This is a genomic window from Aestuariivirga sp. (assembly GCF_020252405.1).
Lineage (GTDB): Bacteria > Pseudomonadota > Alphaproteobacteria > Rhizobiales > Aestuariivirgaceae > Aestuariivirga.
This window is the reverse complement of the sequence record NZ_JADCDA010000086.1, coordinates 23,059-35,957: the sequence shown is the minus strand read 5'-3', so window position 1 is coordinate 35,957 and position 12,899 is coordinate 23,059. Positions and strand designations below refer to the sequence as shown.

Below are 12,899 nucleotides of genomic sequence, written 5' to 3'. Positions count from 1 at the left end.
TCCATGGCGATCGGCGTGATCAGCTCCACGTCAAAGGAGATGTTGTCGCCCGGCATCACCATTTCCGTGCCGGCCGGCAGCGTCACCACGCCCGTCACGTCGGTCGTGCGGAAGTAGAACTGCGGACGGTAGTTGGCAAAGAACGGCGTGTGACGGCCACCCTCTTCCTTGGTCAGGATATAGGCCTCGGCCTTGAACTTCTTGTGCGGCTTCACGGAGCCGGGCTTGCACAGCACCTGGCCGCGCTCCACGCCCTCCCGGTCGATGCCGCGCAGAAGTGCGCCCACGTTGTCGCCGGCCTCGCCCGTGTCGAGCAGCTTGCGGAACATCTCGATGCCCGTCACCGTCGTCTTCTGGGTGTCGCGGATGCCGACAATCTCGACTTCCTCGCCGACCTTCACGATGCCGCGCTCAACGCGCCCCGTGACCACCGTGCCGCGGCCCGAGATCGAGAACACGTCCTCGATCGGCATCAGGAACGGCATGTCCTTCGGACGCTCCGGCTGCGGAATATAGCTGTCCACCGCCTCCATCAGCTTCAGGATCGCGTCACGCCCGATCTCGGGGCTCTTGCCCTCGAGCGCGCAGAGTGCGGAGCCGCGGATGATCGGAATATCGTCGCCCGGAAACTGATAGGACGACAGAAGCTCGCGCACTTCCATCTCGACCAGATCCAGAAGCTCCGGATCGTCAACCATGTCGACCTTGTTCATGAACACAACAAGCGCGGGAACGCCAACCTGGCGGGCCAGCAGAATGTGCTCGCGGGTCTGCGGCATCGGCCCGTCAGCCGCCGACACCACCAGGATCGCGCCGTCCATCTGCGCCGCCCCCGTGATCATGTTCTTCACATAGTCGGCGTGGCCGGGGCAATCGACATGCGCATAGTGGCGCGCCTTGGTCTGATATTCCACATGCGCCGTGTTGATGGTGATGCCGCGCGCGCGCTCCTCCGGCGCCTTGTCGATCTGGTCATATGCCGTGAACGTGGCGCCGCCCGTCTCCGCCAGAACCTTGGTGATCGCCGCCGTCAGCGACGTCTTGCCGTGGTCAACGTGGCCGATCGTGCCAATGTTGCAATGCGGCTTGTCGCGGTTGAATTTCTCTTTGGCCATCGTCGTCTACCCTGTTGGCCGCATGGTGCGGCATTCACGATTCGAATTTTTGGAGCGGGTGAAGGGAATCGAACCCTCGTATTCAGCTTGGAAGGCTGCTGCTCTGCCATTGAGCTACACCCGCCCGGAAAACCCCAAAAAACTGCATCCGAACTCCATCGATCCAGTGCCGGCGTCAGGCCCCGGGCAGTGGTGGGGGAGGTAGGACTCGAACCTACGAAGGCGAAGCCAGCGGATTTACAGTCCGCCCCCTTTGCCGCTCGGGACACTCCCCCTGGTTAACCCCCGGAAAGGGCAAACACTGCTTAGGCCAAACGCCATTTAGCCCGGGGATCACCCGGGCCGTTTGGACGGCGCGTTATGCAAGGATCATGGGGGCAAGTCAAGGGAATGATTGGCGCCCGTTCCGGCGGATTTTGGCACATTACCCAAAGATCAGGGCGCGCTGATGGCAGAGCTCACGCGGCACCTGCAAAAAAGAATGCAAATCTTTGAAAAATTGTGGAAAAAACGCCCTTGCAACTTTTCTGCACAAGCCATTGACCTGAGAGGACGATCGCGCTTCCCTGCGGCCATGGACCTGATTACCACCACCGAATCGCTCCACCGCCTCTGCGACAGCCTCGCCAGGGAAAGCTTCATCACCGTCGACACCGAATTCATGCGGGAGTCGACCTACTGGCCAGACCTTTGCCTGATCCAGGTGGCGGGCGGGTCGGTCAATGGCCTGATCGACCCCCTCGCCCACGGGATCGACCTGAGACCCTTCTTCGCCCTGATGAACAACCCGGATGTCCTCAAGGTGTTCCACGCCGCCCGGCAGGACATCGAGATCATGGTGCACCGCGCCGGCATTGTGCCCCACCCGGTGTTCGACACCCAGATCGCCGCCATGGTTTGCGGCTTCGGCGACCAGGTGGGCTATGAGGCGATCGTGCGCAAGCTGGCCAGGGCGCAGATCGACAAGTCGTCGCGCTTCACCGACTGGTCGCGCAGGCCCCTGTCCGAGAAGCAGCTGGCCTATGCGCTGGCCGACGTCACCCACCTCCGCGTCGTCTATGAGGCGCTGAAGAAGGAACTGGACCGGACGGGGCGCGAGCATTGGCTGCGGGAGGAGATGGACATCCTCACCAACCCTGCCACCTACCGAACCGAGCCGGAGGATGCCTGGAAGCGCATCAAGGTGAGGCTGCGCTCGAAGAAGCAGCTTGCCGTGCTGATGGAAATCGCCGCCTGGCGCGAACGCGAGGCGCGGGACAAGAACGTGCCGCGCTCCCGCGTGCTGAAGGACGACGCCATTGCCGAAATCGCCACCCAGTGCCCGCAAACACGCGAGGCGCTGAACCAGCTCCGGGCGCTGCCCAGGGGCATGGCCACCTCGCGCATCGGCGACGCGATTTACAAGGCAGTCTCGGCGGGGCTCGCCCTTGACCCCAAATCCCTGCCCCAGCCCGATGACGGGCGCGACGAGATGAGCGATGCCGCACAGGCCGCCGCGGAAGTGCTGAAACTTGCCCTCAAGGTCGTCTGCGAAACGGAAGGCATAGCGCCGAAGCTCGTCGCTTCCAGCTCCGACATCGATGCGGTGGCCGAGCGTGACGATGCCGACGTGCAACTGATGCACGGCTGGCGGCGCGAGCTGTTCGGCGATCTGGCGCTGGCCATCAAGCGCGGCGAGGCGGTGATCGGCTTCGAGGGCGGACGGGTGCGCGTGCTGCCGGCGGCGTGGGATGTGAAGGCGGCGGCGGAATAGCCCTTTCGCCTTGTCCAGCTTCTTCAGCGGGAGGGGGCCCTCAGAACGAGCCGAACAATCCGCCCAGCACGATCACCACGACAAGCGCCAGGATGGCGCCGAGGATTCCGACCATCACGATGTCGCGGTAGGCCTCCTTGTGGTTCGACCCGCAGACAGCAAGCAGTGTGACCACCGCGCCATTGTGCGGCAGGCTGTCAAGCGTGCCGGAGCTGATAACGGCCACGCGGTGCAGGAGCGCGGGGTCCATCCCGATGGCCGCGGCGCGCTCCATGAAGGTTCCGCCCAGCGCATCGAGCGCGATGGTGAGGCCGCCCGACGCCGAGCCGGTGAGCGCCGCCAGCACGTTGACGGCCACCGACAGCGACACCAGCGGGCCGCCGCCGATGCCCAGCACCCAGTCGCTCACCATTTTGAAGGCCGGCATGGCGGCCACCACCGCGCCGAAGCCGACGAGGCTCGCCACCGACATGATGGGCAGCACCGAGGCATTGGCGCCGGCATCGATGGTGCTCTTGAGGGCCGGCAGGCGATGGGTGTTGATAACCAGCGCCGTGACGATGGCCGCCGCCAGCGCCGTGATGACCGCCCATACGCCGCTCAGCGCCGAAAGCGCGGTGGAGCCGAACTCCGGCCTTGCCAGGAAGTCGGCATTGACCTGCGGCAGGATGAAAAAGGACATGAGGATGTTGACGATGATCACCACCCCCAGCGGCAGGGCCGCAAGCGCGATGGAGGGCGGTTTCAGCGCCACGGCGCCGCTGCCGATTTCCGCCGGATCGAATTCGCGCGCCGTGGTGGCGCGCTCGCGCAGCTTTTCATCGTCTGCCAGATCGCGCGCCGTGGCCGGCCGGCCGTCGCCGAAGCTTTCGCCGCGCATCGCGGCCCGCGCCTGTTCGCGGTTGAGCCACCACAGGCCAAAGCCCAGCATGACCAGGGATGCGATGACACCGAGGCCCGGTGCGGCGAAGGGCGTGGTGCCGAAGAATGGCATGGGGATCGCGTTCTGGATCGAGGGTGTGCCGGGAAGCGCCGACATGGTGAAGGTGGAGGTGCCGAGCACGATGGCCGCGGGCATCAGCCGGCGCGGGATCGAGGCCGAGCGGAACAGCTCCTGCGCCATGGGGGCGAGCACGAAGAAGGCGACGAACAGGCTCACACCGCCATAGGTGACCAGAGCGCCCGCCAGCACGACAGCGAGAATGGCCTGCCCGGCGCCGAGCTTCTCCACCATCCAGCTGGCGATGACGGCGACAGAGCCTGAATCCTCCATCAGCTTGCCGAACAGGGCGCCCAGCAGAAACAGCGGGAAGAACTGGGCAATGAAGCCCGCCCCGCCGGTCATGAACACCTGCGTCCAATGCGCCAGCAGCGGCTCGCCCGAGAACAGGGCCGTGACAAGCGCCGCGATGGGCGCAAGGAGCAGGATGCTCCAGCCGCGGAAGGCGAGCGCGATGAGCAGCGCGAGGCCTGCGAGAATGCCGATGAGACCCATGGCTCAATGCTCCATCAGAAGAACGTCGATGTCGGCGGTGCTGCGCTTGCCCACATCATCGCCGTGCGTGGCGATGAATTCCTCCGCGGCACGGCGGCCCTCGGCATGCAGCATCTCGATGAAGGCCCATTCGGCGTTGAGCTTGGAGGAGGCGCCGAGCTCCGCCAGCTTCTCCGTCATGATGCGGTGGGTGCGCATGGAGGCCCACCGGGCGCCCTCGCCCGTGCCGGGGTCCGCCACCTGACGCAGCAGTGCGATCATATAGACCTCCTTCATCAGGGGCGAGTTGAAGGAGATCTCATTCAGGCGGTTGAGGATCTCGGCGGCGCTCCTCGGAACCTCGGCGCGTTCGCGCGGGTTGATCTGGACCAGGATGGTGTCGGTCGCGTCGCTCTCGCGCACCAGCGGCGTGATCGTCGGGTTGCCGGCATAGCCGCCGTCCCAATAGGCCTCGCCGTCGATCTCCACCGCCTGGAACATGGTTGGAAGGCAGGCAGACGCGAGCAGCACATCCGCCGTGATTTCGGCATTGCGGAAGATGCGGGCGCGGCCGGTGCGGACATTGGTGGCGGTGACATAGAGCTTGATCGGGCTCCGGGCGAGGCCCGTGAAGTCGATGCTCTCCTCAAGGATGGGCTTCAGCGGATTGTAGTTCGACGGGTTGAGATCATAGGGCGAGGCGACGCGCGTGAGCAGGTCCATGGCGAGATAGGCGGGCGAATGGTCGAGCGACCAGCGGCCCAGCATCTTGTCCAGCGGCGTCCTCTGGAAAGGACTGAAGGCGGCGGCGTCGGACACGCGCTTCCAATAGGCCGCAAGCGCCGCCTTGGCGCCTTCCGCCCCGCCCTTGTTCCATCCATCGGCCAGCACGGCGGCATTCATGGCGCCCGCCGAGGTGCCGGAAATCGCCTCGATGAGGAAGCGGGGCTCCTCAAGCACGCGGTCAATCACGCCCCAGGTGAAGGCGCCATGCGAACCTCCGCCCTGCAGGGCAAGATCGATCAGCAGGGGCTTGTCGTTGTTCTTGCCGGGCTTTGCCATATGGCCGCTCTCCAATTGCACCGCAGCAATTGCTGCAGTGCAAAATTTCTAGCACAGGCCGGTGAGGGTGTCATGCGGGGAGTTGCGCTGACGCGTCAGCGCCCGATCACCAGCTTGCCGGTGCGGCCGATTTCGGCGGCGAGTGCGGCGAGGCGCTTTTCGACGCGTTCGCCGGCGAGGTCGGCGAGCTTCCTGGGCAGGCGGAGGATCAGCGTCTTGTTGTCGCCGAGCCTGAGCGTGATGTTGGGCAGCATGCCCGGCATGGCGGCGGAGAGGCTGTAGGCCAGCCGGAAAATCGACGCCAGAAGGTGAGCGCGCTGGTGGGCGTCATCGTCCAGAAGCCGGTTGAGGCCGTCACCATCCTCGCCTTCGCCGTCATAGCGGTAGAACACGGTGAGCGCCAGGAACACGCGGCCCGGATGGTCGATGCCGACGAAGGCGGCCTGCGAGATCATGGAGAGCGAGCGTTCCGCGCGATAGTCCGGATGCGCGCGCCAGCCGATGTCGGCGAGGAGGCAGGCGGCATAGCGGAGCCGCCGCTGCCCGTCCGTCTCCGGCAGCCTCGCGGGCCCGAAGAGCTGGTCCGTCCAGTCGCAGAGTTCGAGCTCATGCTCGGGCGAGCGGGCATAGCGCCTGGCGAAATCCCAGCAGGAAGAAAGCAGCGCATCGCTGTTGCGCTTGCGTCCCGGCAGCTTGGAGAACAGCAGTCCCTCGCGCACGCCATAGACGGAGATTTCGACGGCGGATGGCTGGCAATGCGCCAGCAGGCGCTCCAGCACCAGGGCGCCGAAGGGCATGGTGTCAGACCGGCTCCTCGAGACTTCGCGGATTTCCCTGAGCGAATTGGGCGAAAGATGCGCCACGAGACCCGCGATCGACATGGCCTGCTGCCTTGACAGGCAGTAGCAGTGCAGCACATGCAGCGGATAATGGCTCTGCGCCATGTGCAGCTTGGCGAGGTTTCGCCAGGTGCCGCCCACCGCATAGAAGGTGCGGCCCTGGAGGAGCCTCAAGATGTCTGTCTTTGCGAAGGTCTCGTCGATGATCTCGCGCGCCTTCTCGATCGAGCCGCCCGAGAGGTCCATGAGGCGCAAGGGACCGAGCGGCAGGGTGACGCCCTCCCGGAGCTTGCCGTCCTTGATGTCGATGAGTTCCAGCGAGCCGCCGCCCAGGTCGCCCGCCACGCCATCGGCCGCAGGAATGCCGGCGATGACGCCGAGGGCGGCGTAGCGCGCCTCCTCCTTGCCGGTGAGCACCTTGATGCCGCAGCCCAGGGCCTTCTCCGCCCGGGCGGCGAATTCAAGCCCGTTGGAGGCTTCGCGCGCGGCGGCGGTGGCCACCGCATGGACATGCTTGGCGCCGATCTGGCGGGCGAGCGCGCGGAAGCGCCTCAGCGCCGCAAGGGCGCGCGCGATCCCCTCCTCCGAAAGCCTGCCCCTGGTCGCCACGCCGCGGCCCAGCCCGCAGAGGATCTTTTCGTTGAAGATCGGCGAGGGCGAGCGGCGCAGACCATCATAGACCACAAGGCGGACGGAGTTCGACCCGATATCGACAACCGCCACCGGCCGGTATTTCGGCGGCTCGGTGCGGAAACCCTTGTGCCAATTTTCCCAATTCACGGCTTCTGCCTGGTCTTCTTCTTGAGGCGCTCGATGATTTCCGGCGGCACATTGCCGGCCTGGCTGCGGCCGCGGCCGGAGAGGGACGGATTTTTCATGAAGTAATCATGCGCATTGAAGGGCTCTTCGTCCGGGCCCGGCGCCACGCGGCGCGACGAGCCGTCGGCCAGAAGCTCCCAGCTCTGCTGGTTGTCCATCATATTCGCCATCATGATTTGGTCGAGGATCTGGTCATGAACGGTGGGGTTCTCGATGGGAATCAGCGTCTCGACGCGGCGGTGGAGGTTGCGCTGCATCCAGTCGGCGGACGAAATATAGACCTTGGCGCGCTTGTTCGGAAGCGCGTGGCCGCCGCCGAAGCAGACGATGCGCGAATGCTCGAGGAAGCGCCCGATGATGCTCTTGACACGGATGTTTTCGGACAGGCCCGGAACGCCCGGCCTGAGGCAGCAGATGCCGCGCACCACCAGATCGATCTGCACGCCGGCCCGGCTGGCGCGATAGAGCGCGTCGATGATGCCGGGGTCGACAATGGAATTGAGCTTGGCCCAGATCTGCGCGGGGCGGCCCGCCCTGGCATGCCCGATCTCCTCGTCAATATGGTCGAGCAGGCGGCGCTTCAGGTTGATGGGCGAGAGCGCGATCTTTTCGAGGTCCTCCGGCTGGGCATAGCCCGAGATGAAGTTGAACAGCCGGGAGGCATCGCGCACGAGCGCGGGATCGCAGGTGAAGAACGAGAGATCGGTATAGACCTTGGCGGTGATCGGGTGATAGTTGCCGGTGCCGAAGTGGACATAGCTGCGCATGGCGCCGGACTCGCGGCGAACCACCATCGAGACCTTGGCATGGGTCTTCAACTCGATAAAGCCGAAGACCACCTGCACGCCGGCGCGTTCGAGGTCCCGCGCCCACTGGATGTTCGCCTCCTCGTCGAAGCGCGCCTTGAGCTCGACCAGCGCCATGACGGACTTGCCGGCCTCGGCGGCCTTGGCCAGCGCCGCGACGATGGGCGAGTCCTTGGAAGTGCGGTAGAGCGTCTGCTTGATGGCGACGACGTCCGGGTCATTCGCCGCCTGCAGCACGAACTGCACCACGACATCGAAGGACTCGTAAGGATGGTGGACGACGATGTCCTTCTGGCGGATCGCCGCGAAACAATCGCCGCCATGATCGCGGATGCGCTCGGGAAAGCGCGCCATAAAGGGCTTGAACTTGAGGTCGGGGCGCTCGTCGAGGATGAGGAGCCTCGTATCGGAATAGCCCACAAGACCGGCGCATTCCACGATGGCGTCACGGTGGACGGCGAGTTCCGCGGCGATAAACTCGCGCAGCGGCGGCGGCGTTGCGGCATCGACCTCCATGCGGATCACCGAACCGCGGCGGCGGCGCTTCAGGGCGGTTTCGAACACGCGGACGAGATCTTCCGCCTCTTCCTCGATTTCGATGTCGCTGTCGCGGATCAGCCGCATCAGGCCCTTGCCGGTGACGGCATAGCCGGGGAACAGCCGCGGGATGAACAGGCTCAGCATGTTTTCAAGCGACAGGAAGCGCACGTCGCGCTGGCCCTCGATTGCGGGCAGCCGCACGAAACGGTCGAGCTGCTGGGGAATGGGCAGCAGCGCGTTCATCTGCTCGTTGTCCTTCCGGCGCCTGAGATCGAGCGCGATGATGAAGCCGCGATTGGGGATGAACGGAAAGGGATGCGCCGGATCGATGGCGATGGGCGTCACCACGGGCAGTATCTGTTCGAGGAAGCGCTGGTCGAGCCAGGACTTCTCGTGGCCCAGCAGGTCAGCGCCGTCGGTGATGACGATGCCGTTCTGGGCAAGCTCCTCCGTGAGCTGGTGCCAGCGCCGGTCCTGCTCGGCCATCAGCTCCTGGGCCAGCGCGCGGACGCGTTCGAGTTGCTCCTGGGCGGTCAGGCCATCGTCACTGGTTTGGGTCAGCTTCTCGCGCACCTGGCCGACAAGGCCCGCCACGCGCACCATGAAGAACTCGTCCAGGTTGTTGCCCGAGATCGACAGGAAGCGCAGCCGTTCAAGCAGCGGGTGAGCCGTGTTCCGCGCCTCCTCCAGCACCCGCATGTTGAAGCCCAGCCACGAGATCTCGCGGTTGATGAAACGCTGCGGGCCGGCCGTGATGACCTCGGCGACGGGAAGCTGCTCGTTCATGGCCGCCTTTCGGAAAATGGAGCCGGAACGGCACTATAACAGGCTTGTAACGGTTGGGTGAACACCGTCTTCGGACAGCCTTAACCCCCGTCCGGAAACAGCGCGGGCTCGGTCATCTGCCGCAGCACGCGGGCGGCGAGGCCGCGGGTGACGGCGGTTTTTTCGGCCAGCGCCAGCCGGTCGAGTTCCGCCACCACGGCGCGTGCGGCATCGAGCGAGCGCGGCATGCGCAGCATGAGGTAGGAGATCACCGGTTCCTCGACGCCGATTTGCCGGTCGGCGAAGTGCTTCACCAGCACGCCGCGCAGCAGCGCGTCATCGGGCGGGTCGAGGCGGGCCACGGCAAGCGCCCTGACGCGGGAGGCAAGGTCGGGGAGCTTGACGGCCCATTGCGCCGGGTCCAGCTCCGAGGCGATCAGCACGCGGCCACCCGCCTGCCGCGCCAGGTTGAGGAGATGGAACAGCGCGCGCTCGTCCAGCGCCGCGCCCGGCGCATTGTCAATGGCGAGCGCCCCCCGCGCCAGCAGCCGGTCGGGCGTTTCGCCGTGCAGCTGTGCCGCGGTGACCAGCCGTGCGCCGGAGGCCTGCCGCCACACCTCAAGCAGGTGCGACTTGCCCGAACCGCTGCCGCCCACCAGCACCACGCCATGGTGCGGCCAGTCCGGGTAACGGTCGATCATGGCCACGGCCGCGGCGTTGGACGGCGTCACCAGGAAATCGTCCCGCCCCAGCGCGGTGCGCAGCGGCAGGTCGAGCACCAGCTGACGGCTCATGCCGGACGGTTCTCGATGGCCTCGGGCGGCAAGGCGAGATCCGCCGGAACCGGCGAGTCCCCGGTGTCGTCAGCGCCGAGATACAGGCGGCTGGCAAGGTATTGCCTGAGCGCGAAGCGCACCAGCACGCCGGCGGCCGCCGCCATGGGCACGGCCAGCAGCAGGCCGACAAAGCCGAAGGCATAGCCGAAAGCGAAGAGCGCGAACATCAGCCAGACAGGATGAAGCCCGATGCTCTTGCCAACGAGCTTTGGCGACAGGAAATTGCCTTCGAGGAACTGGCCCACCGCGAAGACGCCGACCACCAGCCCGATCGCCCAGTAATCCGGCCAGAACTGGACGAGCGCCACGCCGATGGCCAGCACGCCGCCGGTCATGGCGCCGGCATAGGGAATGAAGGTGAGCGCGCCCGCCAGAAGCCCGATGGCGAGGCCGAATTTGAGACCCGCGAAGGTGAGGCCCGCGGCATAGAAGATGCCGAGCAACAGGCACACCGTGCCCTGCCCGCGGATGAAGCCGGCCATGGCGGCGTTCACGTCCCGCCCCAGCTCGCGCACCGTGTCGGCGTAGTCGCGCGGCACCCAGCTGTCGATGGTGGCGATCATGCGGTCCCAGTCGACCAGCATGTAGAAAGCGACGATGGGGGTGACCACCAGCAGCGACACGAGATTGACGAGCGCGAGGCCGCCCGACAGCAGCGTCTTCAGCACGCTCAGGATCCAGTCGGATGCCTTGCCGGCGAATTGCATGATCGAGGCCTGGATGTCGGTGCCGCTCCTGTTCACCGCCTCCTTCATCCATTCCGGAGCCCAGGCGTTGAGCCGCGCGGCAAGCGACTGGATCAGGGCCGGAAGCTCGCCGGCGAAGCGCCCCACCTGATCGACCAGCATGGGCACGAAAACCACAAGTGCAGCCACCACCAGCAGCAGCGCCAGGACAACGATCAGCAGGGCCGCCGTCAGCCGCGAGAAGCCCCATTTCTGCAGCCTGTCCGCGATGGGATCGAGAAAATAGGCCAGCACGAAACCGGCGATGAAGGGCAGCAATATGGGGCCGAGCAGCCACAGCACGAGCACCATCACCGCAAAACATGCGGCCCAGATCAGCACCTGTCTCTGCAGCGTCACGGCGTGCCATCCTCATGCGGCTGCTCCGCCATATGGCGCAGCCAGGCGGAGAGATAGGCAGCCCCGGACAGCGCCGTCAACAGGGCGACGGGAATGCTGCCATAGTCCACCAGCAGGGCAAGCGGTTTTCCCAGCGCCGCCATGCCCAGAACCGAGACCGCGAACAGAATCTGAGCCACGGTATTGACCTTGCTCACCATCAGCGGGCGCACATGCACCGGGTGGTCCATCAGGCGGGACAGAAGCACCGCACCCACGATCAGCGCATCGCGCGACACCACCGCAATGGCGAGCCAGGCCGGGATCAGCCTCAGCAAACCAAGCGTGACGAAAACCGACACCAGCAGCGCCTTGTCGGCCAGCGGATCGAGATAGGCGCCGAGCCTCGTGCGCCAGTCGAAGCGGCGGGCAAGATAGCCGTCGATGCCGTCCGACATTCCCGCCGCCATGAAGGTGAGGAAGGCCCAGCCATATGTCTCCGAAATCATCAGCCACATGGTGACCGGCACCAGAAGCAGCCTGAGGACGGAGATGAGATTGGGGATATTGTGCATGGCGCCGCCCCTACATGGGCTGGATCATCCAGCCGGCGCCACCCTGGCTGAGGTTCAGCCCCATGCGCTGCATGTTGGCCTGCAGCTCCTCAAGGCTGCGGGTGTAAACCAGCCGGATGTTGGCGCCGCCGAAATCGAGGCTGGAGAGATCGACGCCCGAGACATTGGGGGTGTTGAGGATGCGGGCGCGGATGGCGTTCCACTCGCGCGGCGAGCTGAAGGGCACGGTGACGGCTAGCAACTGGGGTGTGTTGTCGCGCGCCGCCTTCGCCTCGGCCTCGGCGGCGGCCTGCACCCCATAGGCCTTGTACATGACCTTCTGGAAGGCCAGCGTGGCCGCCGTTTCGACGGCAACCGGCGTGCCGTCCCCGCCCGTCTCGGGCGTGTAGATCTTGTTGATGTTCACGCGACCGAGCTTGGTGTCGCCCTCGATGTAGACGTGGAGGCCGCCATCATCCGCGGGCTGCGCCTGGGCCACCAGCACGCTTGCGGCCTCATAGCGCTTGCGGATGGCGTCAAGCTTCACCGTGTCGCCCGCCAGCGCCTGGTCTGTTGTCAGCGTGTCGATGTCGTCCTTGTCGCCCAGGGGGATGATAATCGGCACCATACCCTGCTCGGCCCTGAGGTTGAGCCAGGCCTGACGCCAGGGATTATCCTCCCACAGTTTCGGCCCCTCCGGCGCGCGGTAGACCGGGATCACCAGCACCGGATCTGCCTGCACGGTGGACACCTTGATATTGTAGTCCGCAAGAAATTTCTCCGTCTTGCCCGGCAGGAAGCGCACGGTGAAGGTGCCGATGTAGCGGCCGGGGGCGGAGGTCTCCTTCTCGATTGACAGCGAGCGGAGGAAGGGTGCGATCTCCTCCGGCTTCAGTTTCGCCTTGAGCTGGGCCGCAAGCTCGGGCGAGCCCAGCTTCTCCATGAGCTGGAAAAAGGCCTTCACCTGCACGTCCATAAGAGCCTGGTTCTTCGCTGACGTGGCGTCCGTCGAGGTGACGTCGATATCGACCCCCTGAACGGCAAAGGGGCTGGTCTCTACCGGGCCTCCCGCCTCGGCAGGCGCGGCGACGGCGGCCAAAGCCAGCAACCCGGCGAGGGCCGCCGCGAAGGCGCGGCCCCGCAACATGCGAATGACGTTCAAAATTCCGGTCCCAACTATCCACTCCATGCCTGGGCGTGCCTTCGGCGCTTTATTCCGGCAGCGCTTCGGGCTAAGGACGACCATCGGACGCCTCCACCACGGATTTGGAG

Annotated in this window: 10 protein-coding genes and 2 tRNA genes; 1 reads left to right on the top strand and 11 read right to left on the bottom strand. The window is 65.6% G+C overall.

Going from position 1 to position 12,899, the window contains the following annotated elements:
- The 3 genes from tuf to IOC69_RS12495 all read right to left on the bottom strand — a co-directional run.
- The coding region (tuf, locus tag IOC69_RS12505; protein WP_290543891.1) for an elongation factor Tu at positions 1-1,115 on the bottom strand (1,115 nt) is incomplete at its 3' end.
- A 50-nt stretch (positions 1,116-1,165) separates the two neighbouring features.
- A tRNA-Gly gene (locus IOC69_RS12500) sits at positions 1,166-1,239 on the bottom strand.
- Positions 1,240-1,305: 66 nt separating this feature from the next.
- Positions 1,306-1,390, bottom strand: a tRNA-Tyr gene (locus tag IOC69_RS12495).
- 299 nt (positions 1,391-1,689) lie between these two features.
- On the opposite strand from IOC69_RS12495, the gene rnd reads away from it, so the two are divergent.
- Positions 1,690-2,868: a ribonuclease D gene (rnd, locus tag IOC69_RS12490; protein ID WP_290543890.1), complete on the top strand. Its 1,179-nt coding sequence runs from the start codon at positions 1,690-1,692 to the stop codon at positions 2,866-2,868.
- 40 nt (positions 2,869-2,908) lie between these two features.
- Here the strand turns inward: rnd and IOC69_RS12485 are convergent, their stop codons facing one another.
- The 8 genes from IOC69_RS12485 to IOC69_RS12450 form a co-directional block, all read right to left on the bottom strand.
- Complete coding sequence (locus IOC69_RS12485; RefSeq protein ID WP_290543889.1) at positions 2,909-4,363, bottom strand: GntP family permease; 1,455 nt, start codon at positions 4,361-4,363, stop codon at positions 2,909-2,911.
- A 3-nt stretch (positions 4,364-4,366) separates the two neighbouring features.
- The gene (locus IOC69_RS12480) at positions 4,367-5,404 is read right to left on the bottom strand and encodes a patatin-like phospholipase family protein (RefSeq protein WP_290543888.1); all 1,038 of its coding nucleotides are present in this window, start codon (positions 5,402-5,404) and stop codon (positions 4,367-4,369) included.
- A gap of 95 nt (positions 5,405-5,499) precedes the next feature.
- On the bottom strand, positions 5,500-7,023 hold the full coding sequence (gene ppx / locus IOC69_RS12475; protein WP_290543887.1) for an exopolyphosphatase: 1,524 nt from the start codon (positions 7,021-7,023) through the stop codon (positions 5,500-5,502).
- The gene (locus IOC69_RS12470; RefSeq protein WP_290543886.1) at positions 7,020-9,194 is read right to left on the bottom strand and encodes an RNA degradosome polyphosphate kinase; all 2,175 of its coding nucleotides are present in this window, start codon (positions 9,192-9,194) and stop codon (positions 7,020-7,022) included. Before IOC69_RS12470 ends, ppx begins: the two co-directional genes overlap by 4 nt.
- Before the next feature lie 80 nt (positions 9,195-9,274).
- The gene (locus IOC69_RS12465; protein ID WP_290543885.1) at positions 9,275-9,967 is read right to left on the bottom strand and encodes a hypothetical protein; all 693 of its coding nucleotides are present in this window, start codon (positions 9,965-9,967) and stop codon (positions 9,275-9,277) included.
- Complete coding sequence (locus tag IOC69_RS12460; RefSeq protein WP_290543884.1) at positions 9,964-11,094, bottom strand: AI-2E family transporter; 1,131 nt, start codon at positions 11,092-11,094, stop codon at positions 9,964-9,966. The genes IOC69_RS12465 and IOC69_RS12460 overlap by 4 nt, the downstream gene beginning before the upstream one ends.
- Entirely contained in the window at positions 11,091-11,648 is a 558-nt protein-coding gene (locus tag IOC69_RS12455) for a CDP-alcohol phosphatidyltransferase family protein (RefSeq protein WP_290543883.1), read from the bottom strand. Before IOC69_RS12455 ends, IOC69_RS12460 begins: the two co-directional genes overlap by 4 nt.
- A gap of 10 nt (positions 11,649-11,658) precedes the next feature.
- Entirely contained in the window at positions 11,659-12,774 is a 1,116-nt protein-coding gene (locus tag IOC69_RS12450; protein ID WP_290543882.1) for a DUF2066 domain-containing protein, read from the bottom strand.
- Positions 12,775-12,899: the final 125 nt, after the last annotated feature.

Coding starts and splice junctions, on each gene's coding strand:
- rnd (WP_290543890.1), top strand. CDS start 1,690: ATGGACCTGATTACCACCACCGAATCGCTCCACCGCCTCTGCGACAGC.
- IOC69_RS12455 (WP_290543883.1), bottom strand. CDS start 11,648: ATGCACAATATCCCCAATCTCATCTCCGTCCTCAGGCTGCTTCTGGTG.
- IOC69_RS12485 (WP_290543889.1), bottom strand. CDS start 4,363: ATGGGTCTCATCGGCATTCTCGCAGGCCTCGCGCTGCTCATCGCGCTC.
- IOC69_RS12480 (WP_290543888.1), bottom strand. CDS start 5,404: ATGGCAAAGCCCGGCAAGAACAACGACAAGCCCCTGCTGATCGATCTT.
- IOC69_RS12465 (WP_290543885.1), bottom strand. CDS start 9,967: ATGAGCCGTCAGCTGGTGCTCGACCTGCCGCTGCGCACCGCGCTGGGG.
- IOC69_RS12470 (WP_290543886.1), bottom strand. CDS start 9,194: ATGAACGAGCAGCTTCCCGTCGCCGAGGTCATCACGGCCGGCCCGCAG.
- IOC69_RS12450 (WP_290543882.1), bottom strand. CDS start 12,774: ATGTTGCGGGGCCGCGCCTTCGCGGCGGCCCTCGCCGGGTTGCTGGCT.